General features: G+C 41.9%; 16 protein-coding genes. All 16 read right to left on the bottom strand.

The features are described 5' to 3' along the window. Positions 1-69 precede the first annotated feature (69 nt). A complete protein-coding gene (locus tag AC0YN6_RS21890) occupies positions 70-906 on the bottom strand; it encodes a carbohydrate ABC transporter permease (RefSeq protein WP_475749457.1) in 837 nt (278 codons plus the stop codon). Beyond that, entirely contained in the window at positions 903-1,793 is an 891-nt protein-coding gene (locus AC0YN6_RS21885) for a carbohydrate ABC transporter permease (protein WP_475749456.1), read from the bottom strand. The genes AC0YN6_RS21890 and AC0YN6_RS21885 overlap by 4 nt, the downstream gene beginning before the upstream one ends. Before the next feature lie 90 nt (positions 1,794-1,883). Further along, positions 1,884-3,230 (bottom strand): ABC transporter substrate-binding protein, encoded by a 1,347-nt coding sequence (locus tag AC0YN6_RS21880; protein WP_475749455.1) that lies wholly within the window; start codon positions 3,228-3,230, stop codon positions 1,884-1,886. Positions 3,231-3,346: 116 nt separating this feature from the next. Next, complete coding sequence (locus AC0YN6_RS21875) at positions 3,347-4,963, bottom strand: response regulator transcription factor (protein WP_475749454.1); 1,617 nt, start codon at positions 4,961-4,963, stop codon at positions 3,347-3,349. Between the two features lie 30 nt (positions 4,964-4,993). After that, positions 4,994-6,760 (bottom strand): cache domain-containing sensor histidine kinase, encoded by a 1,767-nt coding sequence (locus tag AC0YN6_RS21870; protein ID WP_475749452.1) that lies wholly within the window; start codon positions 6,758-6,760, stop codon positions 4,994-4,996. Positions 6,761-7,296: 536 nt separating this feature from the next. Next, positions 7,297-7,659, bottom strand: coding sequence for a hypothetical protein (locus AC0YN6_RS21865; RefSeq protein WP_475749450.1), 363 nt, complete (start codon positions 7,657-7,659; stop codon positions 7,297-7,299). A 45-nt stretch (positions 7,660-7,704) separates the two neighbouring features. Next, positions 7,705-8,340, bottom strand: coding sequence for a HoxN/HupN/NixA family nickel/cobalt transporter (locus tag AC0YN6_RS21860; RefSeq protein ID WP_475749448.1), 636 nt, complete (start codon positions 8,338-8,340; stop codon positions 7,705-7,707). A 145-nt stretch (positions 8,341-8,485) separates the two neighbouring features. Beyond that, positions 8,486-9,310: an urease accessory protein UreD gene (locus AC0YN6_RS21855; protein WP_475749447.1), complete on the bottom strand. Its 825-nt coding sequence runs from the start codon at positions 9,308-9,310 to the stop codon at positions 8,486-8,488. Continuing rightward, positions 9,298-9,921, bottom strand: a complete 624-nt coding sequence (ureG, locus tag AC0YN6_RS21850; RefSeq protein WP_475749445.1) for an urease accessory protein UreG — start codon at positions 9,919-9,921, stop codon at positions 9,298-9,300. Before ureG ends, AC0YN6_RS21855 begins: the two co-directional genes overlap by 13 nt. Before the next feature lie 29 nt (positions 9,922-9,950). Beyond that, positions 9,951-10,652, bottom strand: coding sequence for an urease accessory protein UreF (locus AC0YN6_RS21845; RefSeq protein WP_475749443.1), 702 nt, complete (start codon positions 10,650-10,652; stop codon positions 9,951-9,953). Then, positions 10,633-11,085 carry an urease accessory protein UreE gene (locus AC0YN6_RS21840; protein ID WP_475749442.1) on the bottom strand — a complete coding sequence of 151 codons (453 nt, stop codon included), beginning with the start codon at positions 11,083-11,085 and terminating at the stop codon, positions 10,633-10,635. Before AC0YN6_RS21840 ends, AC0YN6_RS21845 begins: the two co-directional genes overlap by 20 nt. 11 nt (positions 11,086-11,096) lie before the next feature. Beyond that, complete coding sequence (gene ureC, locus AC0YN6_RS21835; RefSeq protein WP_475749440.1) at positions 11,097-12,809, bottom strand: urease subunit alpha; 1,713 nt, start codon at positions 12,807-12,809, stop codon at positions 11,097-11,099. A gap of 11 nt (positions 12,810-12,820) precedes the next feature. Next, complete coding sequence (locus AC0YN6_RS21830; protein WP_475749439.1) at positions 12,821-13,132, bottom strand: urease subunit beta; 312 nt, start codon at positions 13,130-13,132, stop codon at positions 12,821-12,823. A 27-nt stretch (positions 13,133-13,159) separates the two neighbouring features. Beyond that, entirely contained in the window at positions 13,160-13,462 is a 303-nt protein-coding gene (locus tag AC0YN6_RS21825; protein ID WP_475749437.1) for an urease subunit gamma, read from the bottom strand. A 64-nt stretch (positions 13,463-13,526) separates the two neighbouring features. Continuing rightward, a complete protein-coding gene (locus tag AC0YN6_RS21820; RefSeq protein ID WP_475749436.1) occupies positions 13,527-13,748 on the bottom strand; it encodes a DUF5342 family protein in 222 nt (73 codons plus the stop codon). Between the two features lie 22 nt (positions 13,749-13,770). Further along, positions 13,771-14,718 carry an urea transporter gene (locus AC0YN6_RS21815; protein ID WP_475749434.1) on the bottom strand — a complete coding sequence of 316 codons (948 nt, stop codon included), beginning with the start codon at positions 14,716-14,718 and terminating at the stop codon, positions 13,771-13,773. Positions 14,719-14,809: the final 91 nt, after the last annotated feature.

Genomic DNA, 14,809 nt, shown 5'->3' with positions numbered 1-14,809 from the left:
TTAAGTAGAAACGGATACCATCCTTTGAGACGGTATCCTTTTTTGTTTGCTGCTCAACTGTTTTCCTTCTTAACTTTTCACTGCACCTGCAACTATCCCTTTGAAGATATACTTTGAAAATACAAGGTAAATCAAGAGTGTCGGCAGCATGACCAATATAATCGCAGAACTGAGATAATCCCAACTTCCAAACTTGGAACTGCTGAAATACATCAAAGTTGTCGTCAACGTTCTAAGACTACTTGAAGGCATGTACAAATACGGAACATACATATCATTCATCACATCAACCGCTTTAATAATAGCTAGTGTTGCCGTTGCCGGCAGCAGAAGTGGGAAGATCATTTTAAAGAAAACTTTAAAGTATGAGCATCCATCCAGCATTGCACTTTCATCCAGCTCTTTGGGAATACCCTTGATGAACTGTGTAAAAATGTAGAGTTGAATCAAATTCGCTGCTGCATAAATCACAATTGGAGCCCAAATCGTATCATAAAGTCCAAGATTTTTAATGACTGTAAACCGTGAAATTTCAGTAATCATACCGGGCATGATCATACCGGCTACAAAGAGACCGAGAATGATCTTCTTCAAGCGGAAATCAAATCGATTAATCGCATATGCTGTCATTGTTCCTAATAAAGAATTAATGACAACACTGACCGCAACCAGGAACATCGAATTACCAAATCCCTGTAGAAACTTCCCTTTCTCCAATACAACTTGGAAGTTATCAAAATTAAAACTTGTAGGCGGCTTTAGCGAAAATTCAGAGCCTATCTCCATCGAAGTTTTAAACGAAGCGAATAACGTGATGAGTAAGGGGATGAAGATTATCAGACAAATCGCAATTAGAATGAGATACACAGGGAGCTTCTTCACTATACTTCCTAATCGAGGCGTCATTCCTCATCAACTCCCTTCAAGTTGAACATCCTTTTCTGTACACCATTCAGGACAATAATGAGAACTAACATCGTAATCCCCATCGCTGAAGCCATACCGAAGTTGTTAAATTTGAAGGCTGTCTCCAAGGTATATAATGTGAATGTACTACTCGCATGACCCGGTCCGCCCTGTGTCATAATATATGGAATATCGAACACTTGTAGTGCGCCAACGACATTTAGGAACAAAAGAACCTCCAGCACCTTTTTCACCCCAGGAACGATAATATACCAGAAACTCTGGATGCTATTCGCGCCATCGATTTCAGCAGCTTCGAATTGATCCTGAGGAATGGATTGCAAGCCCGCTAGGAATAAGATGACATGGAAGCCTGAGAATCGCCAAATCGATACAAACACCAAGCTAATGTTAACAATGTATTCATTCGTGAGCCAGTTCTGTATGAGCGAATCTAGCCCCATCACTTCAAGAATGCCATTTAACCCGCCATTAATGGGACTATAAAAGAAAGCAAACATATACGAAATAGCAACCCCATTAATAATGTAAGGCATGAATACGATTGTCTTAAAAAACTTGCTGGCACGAATCTTACTGTCCAATACAACCGCAATCGCTAATTCAAGCGGAATCATAATCAAATGAAAGATGAAGTAGATTCCGTTATTGCGAAGGGACAGCCATACATCTGATGAATCGGTAAACATCTTTATGAAATTATCGAAACCAATGTAAACTTGCTTCGCATCCATTCCATTCCAATCGGTTAAACTTAATCGAACAAGCTCGAACATCGGGTACAGCACGAACATCAAAAGCAGCATTACAGGAATAAACAAAAAGCTGAATAACAGTATGTTTCTTTGTATAGAAATCGTTTTCATTTCCTACCCCTCCAACCCTTTATATACAAGGAAAGTGGCTAAACTTAACGGTAGCCACCTCCCTTCATTACTCAACTTTCGAATTGCGTTTTATTTTAATTTGGAACGGGCATCTTTCCAGCTATCATTCTTTGCCTGCATCATCTTCTCGAAATCCTTCCCTGCCATCATATCCTGCCCCATTTTCTTCACATCGAACTTAATCGCCGATTCAATTTTCTTATAATCCTCACTGCCGCCTTTATAAAGCACATAATTCAGATTTGATACATCAAAAGCACCATTGAACATTGGGCCTAGATCAATCTTAATATCCTTCATCGTCGATTGAAGCTGCGCCTCGCCCAAATATTTAGAATACCATGCATCACTGAAGAACCAGTTAATGAATTGTTTCGCTTCTTCTGGATGCTTCGAAGTTTTTGGAATCGTAAAGAACGTATCTACCATCGAAATAGTATTAAACGGATCACTCTCGGAATCACGAACCGGTAACAAGAAGGCACCTACGTCATTGATATCCACATCTTTCATCGACTTCAAATCACTGCCGAACCATTGACCAAGCGCAATGATCGCCGCTTGCTTGGAACCAAACATCAGCTTGGATTGGTCAAAGCCAACACCGAGGGGATCAGGACCCATCAATTGACCATCATAAAGTTCCTGAATTTTCACATAAGCATCATAGAAGGCCTGGCCTTTCGTAAAAGGTTCATCCATCGTTGCCATCGTAGACCAGTAATTCCCATCACCTGCTACAAGAGAAGGCATAAATTCGTTGAAAGGATAATTCGGCCAAGCGTCTTTACCGCCCATCGCAATCGGAATATATTTACCGCCGTCTTTAATCTTTTTTGCAGCCGTTACGAACTCTCCCCAAGTCTTTGGAATCTCAATTCCATACTCCTGGAAAATACTCTTCCGATACCAGACAAACTCATTGAATTGGCTTTCTGGAATGCCAAGAATATGATCATCCACCTTGAAGTCTGCTGCAAATAAATTGTTCTTGGCTGCATCTAAGTCATCTAGCGGTAGAATATTGTCCTTGAAATTAACCAGCCATACCGATTTCAGCGGCATAATGTCCGGTAATTCCTTGGCTGCATTCCGGATCTTCATCGTATTTTCATACTCTGTATCCTTTAATAGTTCCAATTCAATGGTGACATTGGGATGTTCCTTTTTGTATTCGTTTACAAGATCTAGCTTCGTAAATAAATCCTCCGTAATCGTTGACCATATCGGGATTTTTAAAGTAACAGGATCCTTCTCTTCTACTTTCTGCTCCTGCTGCGTATCGGGCTGAACGGATTGCTCCTTAGCAGAACCTGGATCCCCTTTCGATGTACAAGCTGCTAACAATGGTATCATGAAGGCTGAGATCATGATCAAACTTAGCATGCGTGTAATACGTGGTCTAACATTAAACATATAACATTCCCCCTATACTTATATGAGCAGGCTATAACCCCTCTGCTGTTTATATAATAGCCTTTACGATAAGAGGTCTGAATGATAAAACTTTCGAAATCATGATATAGTTTTGGTTATATTGAAACCGATTTCATGAATTGATTTGGACTTACACCGGTTGTCTTCTTAAAAACCCGGCTAAAGTGCTCCGTATTTGCATACCCTGTACGCTCTGCAATCTCATATATTTTGAGATAAGGCTCCTTCCTCATGCTTTCCATTGCCTTTTCCATGCGTACTTTGGTTACGAATTCTTTAAATGTCTCGCCTACCGCCTTTGAGAACAACGTGCTGAAATGACTTTCACTTAAATGCACGATTTCACTTACTTTTCCAAGTGTAATTTCCTCATCGTAATGTTCCACAATATAAGCTTGCGCAATGGCTACAACCCGATTCATCTGACCCGCCTTCTTATCGATCTCTTGAAGAAGCTGCTGAGCCAAGCTGGAAATCCTGGCTTGCAAACGATCAGCGGTGTCAATCTGCCAAGCCATCTGATATACGTCCTCTATATTATTCATTTCCTGATTGTTTACAAAACCGTTATCATACATGAATTTCATTAATATCATTAAGAGTTCCGTATAGCGGGCACGCAGTACTTCATTTCCCAAGGAGGCAGAACGCTTTATCCGTGTAAACATATGGTCTAGTTCTTGCAGCACCGATTGCTCGTTGCCCTCCCTCAAAGCATCCAGCAAGGCTTGTTCTTTTCCGATCAAGGTCTCTCCCGACTGCTTCAGGAAATGGTTAGCCTCCTCAGGGTAAATGATCCTATGTTTATTAATAACAAATCGCAAATCCGCATTCTTTCGAGCTTGAAGGTAAAACGCCGGGATGTTCTTCAACTCTTCACACAGCTCACTTACGCCGATCGTGATTTGAATATTGATGTATTCCTTCAGTACAAATATTATCTGATCCATGATCTGCGAAATACTATGTCGAACTAACATTAAACTACTCGTTCGAAACGATAACAGCACCACGTACTCATACGGATTACAGCTGATGACTTCGCCTGTTCCTACCTCTGTTAGCACCTGATCAATAGACTTTACAACGGAACTTACAAACTCTCCAATAGACGAACCATACCGCTCCTGCACCTCAACAAAGCCCTCTACTCGAATCATTGAAACTGTAATGTTGGTCCATTCCAATCTCATGTTCGAATCCTCCAGAATAGAAGGTTCCAACTGAGGACTCACGCCAACTTCAAGCCATTCTCGGATGGTTTGCTGTTTCAACCGTATCCGTTCGCCATGAAAGATTTCTCTCGACTGTTTTGACATTGTCTGTTCAACTTCATAGTCATGCTTAATTCTACTCATGAGTTCCAGTACAACTTTCGGTTCCATCTCCGTTTTAAGAATATAGTCATTTATCCCCTTCTTAAATGCCTTCCTGACAAATTCAAAATCATCGTACGCACTTAAAATGACAACATGGGGTGAAGTTCCATTCAACTGATTAAGCTCATCAATAAGCTCTAAACCATCCATCACAGGCATCTTCAAATCCGTAATCACAATGTCAATCTCACGATTTTCCTTAATATACTGAAGTGCTTGATAACCATTACTCGCTTCATAAGCAATCCGAAATCCGTTCGTTTCCCAGTCAATCAGAGTAGATAATGCCAATCTCATAATCGTCTCGTCTTCTACGATCATCACATTCATCATACGGCTCGTCCTCTCAATGAAGTATCATGTTCATAACCTTGGAAGCAGAATTGTAACGATGGTCCCTCGACCTAACTTGCTATCAATTTGCAGACCATAGGGATGACTATAATTAAGCTCAATTCGTTGTAACACATTATTTACGCCTATCCCGCTAAAATTTCCACGCTGGAATTTCTCACCCTGCTGCAGCAATCCCCTAACTTGCTCGTCTGACATTCCTCTCCCATAGTCCGTGATGGTAAAGCTCACGCCAAGCTCATGTCGAATCGCCTTCACCTCAATCAGTTCGTTCATATGTTGTTGATCAAGCCCATGGAAAATAGCATTCTCCAAAATCGGTTGAAGCAGCATTTTGGGCATGTCGTAATCCAAAAGCGTCTCATCAATATTAAATTGGATATTAAGCTTGCCTCCATAACGAACCTGCATAATATGAACGTAAGACTCTAGTACTTTGATCTCCTGACCGATCGGTGCTAGCGAGTTTGGCGCGCGAAATACATGGGTCAGAAGGGCTGATAGGCTTTCAATAATTTTACGAATATTGTCTGTCTTGGCGATCATAGCCATAAGTCGAACGGAATTCAATGTATTCGATAAGAAGTGTGGATTAATTTGTGACTGCAGAGCTTCGATTTCAGCCTGGCTGCGTGCTCGTTCCTTCAAATCACGTTCTTGAACAAGATCTCTGATTTGAGAAACCATGCGATTAAAGGAATGGCCCAACTGCCTAATCTCACCTCTTCCGTCTGCCTTGACCTCAGTCAGAAAATCACCTTTCTCCACCTGTCTCATTGCTCTAATGAGATGCTGCAACGGTCTAAGGATGTCTTGAAAAAACCAAAGTAGAAATACGATAAACAACGCAAAACTAGCGGACAGAAAAACAATGGATAGCTTCAAGAACTGGTTTGCATCCTTCGTAACCACACTTTTGTCTAAAATATTGACGATGTTCCAATCTGTCTTCTCGAACGAGTACAGCTTAATAAGCTTATTCTCTCCATTTATCTTAACAAAGGAGTAATCATCATCACGATCATGCGATTGCTTCTGTATCATCTTGGATAGTTCCATCATGATTCTAGAATCTAGCTTATTATGATTATTCTGGTTCACAATTCGATTTCCGTTTCGATCAATAATAAATCGTTGAATTTCAGGATTCGAATGTTTGAAATCAGGAAGAGAGGCGTGAGTCGTCAAATAAATCATCTCAACCTCAGTCTCCAACGATTGATCCGGTTGAAGTAAAAAGGTAAACATGTCCTGTTTATCTGAAGTAATACCGTTCAAGCTATCCACAATGACTGTTGTTCCATTACTGCTCCTCAGCGCCTCTTGATACCATGGTAGACTGCGAATGGAAGAATCGGACAAGTTTGGAGGATTCTTAAAATAATAGAAACCCCCATCCTTAAATGTAAAAATAACGCTGGCGATCTCATTGCTATAATTCGCGATACTATTTAAGTAAGCATCGATCTCACGTGCGAGCTGAATTTTGTCTACTGAAGTCGAGCTTCTACTCCACGCTGAGGCAGTATCTAATATAATGTGGTCATTCACATTGGCGATTGTCGCAATTGTAAGTGAGGCTCGTTTCAGCTCAGCGTTCATATTGTTAGATGCGATATCCAGCTGCTGAACAACTTGATCAACGGACCTTTGAATTAATGATGTTGAATAATACTTATAAAATATGGTGATAAACAGGATGAATGGAACAATGATAATCAATACAAAAGTTCTAATAAAATGTCTCGTAATCCCTTTATCTCTATGCCTGAACATAGATACCCTCCAAACTAAGTCAATTGAGTTTAATAGAAATGACAGATATGCTAATAATAATAATAATGCAAAGAAGATCACCTACTATAATGCACATATGTAATACGTGAAGATATTTGGATTATCACATAAGGATTTGACCGTCTTCGGATAAGTCGGTCTCCTTTTCTTCCGCATCAACATAATTGCATTGTAATCAATCTGATCTCAAATCAACATCCGCAAAATCCGTAGTTTTTTATATTTTTTTACTATTTGTATAACTCTTGTAACTCATATTTTTAATACATTCTCTAAATTCTACTAGCTAACAAAAAAACAGTTTTGCAGTGCACCTCCAATTGTTAGACACTACTAGACGTCTCCTAATGAAACAGCCACTATCTTTGGAATCTCTTCGCCAGATCTAATACACAGATAGAGATTGCAGATGAGTAGACAATGTATAAACTCCCTGCAATCAAAGAAACAAGCACCGGCTGAAAGCTCTGTACAAGCGTTACAAGCAGAATTAGCGTATTGCGTATAGAAAATGTCTACTTTCCCACATAAAAAAACACACCAGCCATCATGCGGACTGGTGTACTATGGTGGAGGCGGACCATGGCTGTGCAGATCCACAATTCTAAGTACTGATAACCAAGCGCCATCAGACGACAGGATTTGGAGTTCATTGCCGCAAAGCACATAAATTCCACTCCGACCGGCCTGACCAACCCAACAGAAAACAACTCCTGCAGGTACTTAAAGATTGCAACATTATCGGGATCATAACCTGCTTCTATGTCCTCATACGTTGGGTCAAGTGGATTTTCATACTCTGGAACGGGGAAATCGTGTTTGATCTCCCTAACAACATCGACCGAAATTGGCGGTATTACTCCTTCATACCAATCCAATCACCTTCTGTATTTATGTAATAGATATAAGTTATAAACAGACCATTAGCCGAGTAACGAATCCGCAATATTATACATGTAATACAAACCAAACAATATGCTGATTACTCCCATCATACGTGTTAGCATTGTATTCATACTTCTATTTTTAGAACTCATGACAAATGGTATCCCGATAATCGTAGTGAAGATAAGCATGCCAACTACCGTACCTGCACCGAAGAACAGAATATATTGTGCTCCTTTCCAAAGGGTATCTACCATAGACATTGTCAGAAGCACCATAGCCGCACTTCCCGCCAATCCATGGATAAACCCAATGAAAAGCGACTTTATATATGACAACTCCCCTTTCTGCAGTGCGCTTTGCGAAGATGTATGCTTACGAAAAAAAACAATGTTGCTTACGCCAAGATACACTAGCATGATGCCAACTAAAAATTCTAAGGAAAGAGCCCAGTTTTCCGAGATGGAGTTTTTCATCATGATCAATAATAGTCCAACCACAAACAACGTGGCGGTGTGACCGATTCCCCAAAACACACCAGCGAGTGATGAACGCCATATTTTTTTGCTTCGGCTAGCAATGGTTGATACGGCGATAATATGGTCCGGTTCAATGGCATGTTTGATGCCTAGTAAAAAACCGACACCCAGTATGGATAATAAGCTTAACTCCACTTAACGACCCCCTCCGCTATTTTTCTAATCCGACACAAATAACACTTCACTAGGCTATTAGTATTCAATCCCTAATATTCTGAGAACACGAAAAAGAGGTAGATCGCATCCATTCGATGCTGATTTACCTCCACGTCTAACATATTCAATATTTGCGAAAAGAGACGGGTTGCTTCTCGAACCACTCCTTGCGAATCTCCCGATGACAGCTTTCAAATATGCTCTCGATTGCTTGCGTTGAGAACGCCAGTATCCTTAGTGTAAACCCTGTAATCGCAAGCATGGATAAACCTAATCTGACTTGTTCTTGTCCTACATTCAAGCTTTCATACAACTGATCAAGGAATTTCGGAGTTGCCTGCTCCCCAAGTACAATCATCGATCCATAATGAGTGTATCCCTCCAACATACCGATTCCCTGTACATTCGTAACTCCAGGGCAAAGACGGATATGATCGAATACGACCAAATCATTATCCAAATAAATCTCCGTTTTGAGCTTAAGGGTGTCGTAACGAAATAACGATCCATCAGGGGCCCATCCTGGCGTTATCAACTCTGTATAGAGCAACGTTGCCCCTGATTCCATTCGGATGACGGTTGTTTGCTCATAATGAGCATCTTGATAAGCAATAATATTATCAGGGAAATACTCCAGAACACTTCCTCTTGCTAAATAAATATCCGTCTCTTGGGTAACCGGCTCCCCTCGGCTTCGAAATATTTTCGTAGAAGATAAGGTTGTAAGAAGAAGCTCCGCTTGCTCGGCTAGACGAATTTCCGCTTTGTAGCGATCTCCGCCCGCATACCCTCCGCCTAGACTGACCATGTAACAACAAGGCTGTCCGCTTTGATCGAGATAAATAGGCGGGTTCACCTTCCAGGCTCCTTGCGAATACACTTCCGATACAATCGTTTTCTCTTTCTGCTTGCATACTTCAATCAACAAATAACCGGTTAGTTCTGACATCCGTTTAATCCATCCAGCAAAGCGTTCTTTCTAATCCATTCTATTACTTTTGGCAGTCCATAGTCTTCCTTTAAATTAGTAAAAATATAAGGTTTATTGCCGCGAAACGTTTGGGTATCCGCCTCCATCACATCAAGTCTAGCTCCAACATAGGGCGCCAAATCTATTTTATTAATAATAAACAGATCAGACTTGATCATGCCTTGGCCGCCTTTGCGCGGAATTTTCTCCCCTTGGGCCACATCAATAATATAGATGGAAAAATCGACAAGCTCTGGACTAAAGGTTGCCGCCAAATTATCGCCACCGCTTTCCACAAATATCATTTGCACATCCGAATGCCTTTGCTTCAGTTCTTCTATAGCTGCAAAATTCATCGATGCGTCTTCTCGAATCGCAGTGTGAGGGCATCCTCCGGTTTCAACGCCAATGATTCGATTCTCTGGCAACACGCCATTTATCACTAAAAACTTAGCATCCTCTTTGGTATAGATATCATTTGTAATAACCGCCATACTAATCTCATTATGCAAATAACGTGTCAGTTTTTCTACGAGCAATGTTTTCCCTGCCCCAACAGGACCTCCCACTCCGATTCGGATCGGTTCCATGACTGCCCCTCCTTCTACCAACCTTTGTATTAAGACATAAAGAGACGAATATTCAACCTTTCATGTCTCATTTGAGATAATTCCAGACCCGGTGACGTGATTCCGAAATCTTTCGGGTCTAATTGTTGAATCCGCTCCATCGCTTGGTACAGCGGAGACTGCAACTCCTGAATAATTCGTTGTCCTTCCGTCTGTCCAAGAGGTATTGCTCTAACACCATTCTGAATCAAACTCACGATGGAAGCATACAAGTACGAAACAATCGCAGTCGATTTGCGAATGTGTAAATGATGGGTGATCACTGCAAATACGATCGACGGATGCCCCCAGCATTGCTTATCTTTTATTCTTTGATGATATTGTAGTAGTGTTGGGCAAGTATACAGTTCCATACCGAGGTGCAGCATTCTCTCCGCAATCCTCTTATTTCCTTCACGCGTCTCCCGAGCCAGATTCTGTACACTGATCTTGCGATCCAGAGCCCAGACCCCTTCCATATTGCCTTCCTCAAGTGCTTCATAAGTCAAACGACTGGCAAGTCCATCTGTGTAAACAAGCTGCTCCATAACGTAAATCTGTAGCCACTCTAAAAAAGTTTGCTTGTTCATTACTTGCTCGTCTTGGACATACGTTTCAAGACCAAATGAATGACTGAACGCCCCTGTCGGCACACTTGAGTCACACCATTGAAAGAGCGACAGTAAAGAAAGATTAGTGTCTATGTTCAACATGTCGGAATGCTTTCCTCACGGTCATCTTCTCACGGGAACACGAAATCCCCTCTTTTTGTAAGAGCTCCTCAACCAAATAATCATATTGGATCAACATCTGATCGCCTTCAAATTGAGCTGGCAAATGTCGGTTTCCCAGCTTATGGGCAACTTCGCCCATCTCCTGCATCGTACGCGGATGAATAACGAGTACTTCATCAGGTAATACATGAATTACAACCAATGAATGATCATCCATAAAGAGTACATCTCCATGGACAAGCTCCTTTGAATGTCCAAGAGAAATCCCTAATTCTTTGCCATGATCGGTAACAACCCGTTGAATCCGTTTAACTAAATCATCACTTTGCAAAAACACCTTTTCCATATGACGACTATTTCTTTGTTCCTCACTAAGACTCTCAATATGAGTGACTACTTGATTGATTATCACAAAACTTCACCTCAAAATAGAAAATAACGCTGTGCCATCGGTACGACATCAACTGGTTCGCAAGTGATCAATTGTCCATCTACCTTAACCTCAAACGTTTGTGGATCAACATCAATTGATGGGGTTTCTCCATTTAACTTCAGATCCTTCTTGGTAAGGTTGCGAATACCGAATACCGGAAGCACCTGTTTTTGTAGCCCCAGCTTTTCCTTAATACCCGCCTCATATGCGGCCTTGGATACGAACGTGATTGAACTGTTATATAGTGCTTTGCCTAATGTAGCGTACATGGGGCGGAATAAAATCGGTTGTGGAGTAGGGATTGCTGCATTCGCATCACCCATAACGCTGTATGCGACAAAACCGCTCTTCATAATTACCTCTGGTTTCACTCCGAAAAATGCCGGATGCCAGAGCACTAGATCAGCCACTTTCCCTACTTCAATGGAGCCAACATAGGAAGAAATGCCGTGCGCAATCGCCGGGTTAATTGTATATTTGGCCACATACCGCTTCACTCGGTTGTTATCGCCGACCCCTTCATCCCCTATCATTTTCCCTCTTTGCTTTTTCATTTTGTCCGCCGTTTGCCAGGTACGAGAAATAACTTCTCCAACACGGCCCATCGCCTGAGAGTCGGAACTCATCATGCTAAACACACCTAAGTCTTGCAAGACATCTTCCGCTGCAATCGTTTCCTTCCGAATGCGTGAATCAGCAAAGGCCACATCCTCTGGAACCTTGGGACTAAGATGATGGCAGACCATCAACATGTCTAAATGTTCTTCCACGGTATTAATGGTGTATGGCTTCGTCGGATTCGTAGATGCAGGGAGAATGTTAGGTAAGGCAGCCATGGTAATCATATCGGGCGCGTGGCCTCCCCCAGCACCTTCCGTATGAAACGTATGAATCACCCTACCATCAATCGCTTTTATGGTGTCTTCAACGAAGCCGAATTCATTTAGTGAATCGGCATGAATGGCCACCTGAATGTCAAACTGGTCTGCCACGTGCAACGAATGGTCGATGACGGAAGCCGTTGCTCCCCAATCCTCATGGATTTTTAATCCAACTACACCAGCCAGAACCTGCTCGACCAACGCCCCTTCTGAGGATGTACTTCCTTTCCCGAGGAGTCCTACATTGATCGGCAACCCCTCCATCGCCTCAAGCATACGATGGATGTTCCACTCTCCGGGGGTACAAGTCGTCGCCTTCGATCCTTCTGCTGGTCCAGTCCCTCCCCCTATCATCGTAGTAACACCTGAAGTTAAGGCTGTTTCCACCTGGTGTGGGTTAATAAAGTGTACATGCGTATCAACCCCGCCAGCAGTTACAATCAATCCCTCACCAGCGAATATTTCCGTCGTAGCCCCGATGATCATATCGATGCCATCCATAATGTACGGGTTCCCACTCTTGCCGATCCCCGCAATTTTACCATCTCGGATTCCGATATCCGCTTTATAAATACCTGTATAATCCAAAATAACGACATTAGTTATAACAGCATCCATCACGCCATCCGCCCGCGTTGCGGAAGGATGCTGCCCCATACCGTCACGGACCGATTTCCCCCCACCAAATTTGCATTCATCGCCATAGTGGGTGTAATCTTGTTCTATTTCAATGAAAAGATCTGTATCTGCTAATCGGATCGCATCTCCTGTAGTGGGTCCAAACATATCTGCATATTCTTTTCTAGTTAAACGCAGACTCATGGGATGCCTCCTTATTTATCTAAATTACCATCTGTTTTATTGTTCAATCCATACACCCGACGTTCCCCTGCCAATGCAACAAGATTCACTTTTTTGGTATCACCTGGTTCGAAACGAACAGCGGAACCTGCTGGAATATCTAGTCGCATGCCATGAGCCTGCTTCCGGATAAATTGTAGGGCGCTATTGACCTCATAGAAATGATAGTGGGAACCAACTTGAATAGGTCTGTCTCCTATATTCGTCACTTCTAATACGTCTGTCTCTCTACCTTCATTGCAAATGATGTCACCTTCTCGCAATACATATTCACCGGGCTTCATTACGAGCTCCCCCTTCCATCTCATGTCTTATTTGATAGGATAATGGACTGTAACGAGTTTCGTTCCATCGGGAAATGTAGCTTCTACCTGAATATCATGAATCATTTCCGGAACGCCTTCCATCGTATCTGCTGCGGTTAGAATCTTTGTTCCATCTCTCATTAACTGGGCTACGGTACTACCTGCACGAGCACCTTCCAAGATCTCATATGTAATCAAAGCTACCGCTTCCGGATAGTTTAATTTAAGCCCTTTTTCCTTCCTCCGCCTAGCAAGATCAGCTGCGACGACGATCAACAGCTTTTCTTGTTCACGTTGCGTAAGCTTCATCGGACTCCCCTTTCACAACTTTCATGTCCAACTTATTCCCATAGATTGAAAATCTTATACAACATCATCTCATTTCACTGTCCAATGGATGATACTCAGCCATTAGTTGATGAACCCTTTCTTCCATCTGTTCTTTATGATGGTCTTCCGGTATTGGATGAAACCAATAAATCTCTCCGCCATCGTAGTGACCGGGATAATCAATACCATCCTTGCCTGCTGTGAAATGCCAATGACTGTTCACCGTATCATCCAGAGATACTTTCACATCAAACTTCTCGAACAAGGTCATCGTCTCCATTCTCGTTCTATAATCTAGGTAACACTTTCTTCATACTGATAAAAATCCATGTCACTATGACAAACGGCATCGTTAGTGCTGGGAGTCCATAAGGAGCCATCCAATGACTAATGCTTGCTGTAATGGGTACAGTTATCATCGCTGCAATGACCCCTGTCAAAGCAGGGGCGCTATGACGGTCCGCATAAACCTCGGATACGGCCACAATCGTCAAGACTGCATTATACCCATACATTCCCATATTTAACAAAGAAGTTTCTGCTCCTAATCCATATGCCGTTAACCAAGAAATGAATATCCCCGCAACAGCATAGAGTCCCAATCGCCAACCTGCCCACATTATTCCGAGTAATATAAGGATCGCAGAATATACATTCTCCAAGAAATAGATTTGACTAATTCCATAGATTAAACCTCTTAATTCAATATGACCTCCTGTTTGCAGTTTCCCTTGAGAGAGATCCTGCTGAACAAGATCAGGACTTAATTGAATACTTGTCATTCCGAAGGAGGCAAGCAGCACTAACCATGTCAGCAAGATATACGGAAATGTAAGTACCGGGATTCCCAAGCGATTCATCACATTCATCAAAGATGCTGTAAAGAGCGCGGCAATAGCAGCACCAGCTAAAGTGAATATCCACCTGTGGTCACCACTTAAATACAAAAATAATGCCATACCAGTTAATACCGAGTTATATCCAAATATCCCTTGATGGATGACCGTCTTATTAGCCCCGCTAACAAGAACTATCCAAGTTCCAATGATGGATGAACCCAATGTGACAAGACCTAGCGAAACTGATGTAATCATAATCGCGATTAGAACAATCAGTCCTGTAATCGCATTATCAATCAATAACACCTGTGAAATTCCTTTTAGAGTTGCTGAAATAAAAGTTACAAGTGGATTCCTACTCCATATATGAAGCTCTTTGTTTTGAATTAGGATCACCTCTTAACGAGTTATTTCACTTATGTCTTATTTAGGTTATTCTTTACTATTTAAACATAATTATACTTACCATCATGTGGACTCGAGTTCC

Source organism: Paenibacillus sp. J22P15 (assembly GCF_056269345.1).
Note: the sequence above shows the minus strand (reverse complement) of the source record. Positions and strands in the feature narration are given on the sequence as shown.

What these genes read in the sequence shown, in the direction of transcription:
- AC0YN6_RS21825 (WP_475749437.1), bottom strand. Translation starts at nt 13,462, where the DNA reads ATGAAGCTTACGCAACGTGAACAAGAAAAGCTGTTGATCGTCGTCGCA.
- AC0YN6_RS21830 (WP_475749439.1), bottom strand. Translation starts at nt 13,132, where the DNA reads ATGAAGCCCGGTGAATATGTATTGCGAGAAGGTGACATCATTTGCAAT.
- AC0YN6_RS21855 (WP_475749447.1), bottom strand. Translation starts at nt 9,310, where the DNA reads ATGTCAGAACTAACCGGTTATTTGTTGATTGAAGTATGCAAGCAGAAA.
- AC0YN6_RS21880 (WP_475749455.1), bottom strand. Translation starts at nt 3,230, where the DNA reads ATGTTTAATGTTAGACCACGTATTACACGCATGCTAAGTTTGATCATG.
- AC0YN6_RS21890 (WP_475749457.1), bottom strand. Translation starts at nt 906, where the DNA reads ATGACGCCTCGATTAGGAAGTATAGTGAAGAAGCTCCCTGTGTATCTC.
- ureC (WP_475749440.1), bottom strand. Translation starts at nt 12,809, where the DNA reads ATGAGTCTGCGTTTAACTAGAAAAGAATATGCAGATATGTTTGGACCC.
- AC0YN6_RS21885 (WP_475749456.1), bottom strand. Translation starts at nt 1,793, where the DNA reads ATGAAAACGATTTCTATACAAAGAAACATACTGTTATTCAGCTTTTTG.
- AC0YN6_RS21875 (WP_475749454.1), bottom strand. Translation starts at nt 4,963, where the DNA reads ATGATGAATGTGATGATCGTAGAAGACGAGACGATTATGAGATTGGCA.
- ureG (WP_475749445.1), bottom strand. Translation starts at nt 9,921, where the DNA reads ATGGAACCGATCCGAATCGGAGTGGGAGGTCCTGTTGGGGCAGGGAAA.
- AC0YN6_RS21870 (WP_475749452.1), bottom strand. Translation starts at nt 6,760, where the DNA reads ATGTTCAGGCATAGAGATAAAGGGATTACGAGACATTTTATTAGAACT.
- AC0YN6_RS21845 (WP_475749443.1), bottom strand. Translation starts at nt 10,652, where the DNA reads ATGTTGAACATAGACACTAATCTTTCTTTACTGTCGCTCTTTCAATGG.